Origin of the sequence: Bacillus sp. SIMBA_008, assembly GCF_046535495.1 — a bacterium.
Taxonomy (GTDB): Bacteria; Bacillota; Bacilli; order Bacillales; family Bacillaceae; genus Bacillus; species Bacillus subtilis.
Window position 1 is genome coordinate 1 of sequence record NZ_JAWRWL010001450.1, and the last position, 228, is coordinate 228.

General features: G+C 40.4%; 1 protein-coding gene. It reads left to right on the forward strand.

Translation table 11 applies throughout. The features are described 5' to 3' along the window. Positions 1–21 precede the first annotated feature (21 nt). Positions 22–228: ATP-binding cassette domain-containing protein (locus SB658_RS28290; RefSeq protein ID WP_410603941.1), on the forward strand; the 207-nt coding region annotated here is incomplete at its 3' end.

Consider the following 228-nt stretch of genomic DNA (forward strand, 5'->3'; position numbering starts at 1 on the left):
TGGCGGAAAGGTTTGCGAACAATGATTAAATTAGTGAATATACAAAAAAACTATAGTGAAAAACAGGTATTGAAAGATATTTCGTTTGAGGTGAAAAAAGGCTCAATCTATGCTTTGCTGGGGACTAATGGAGTCGGGAAAACAACGACTTTGAAAATCATTTCGGGCCTGCTTAAACCGACTTCAGGCCGCGTCATGATTGACGGCAAGGAACTGGATTCAGAAGAG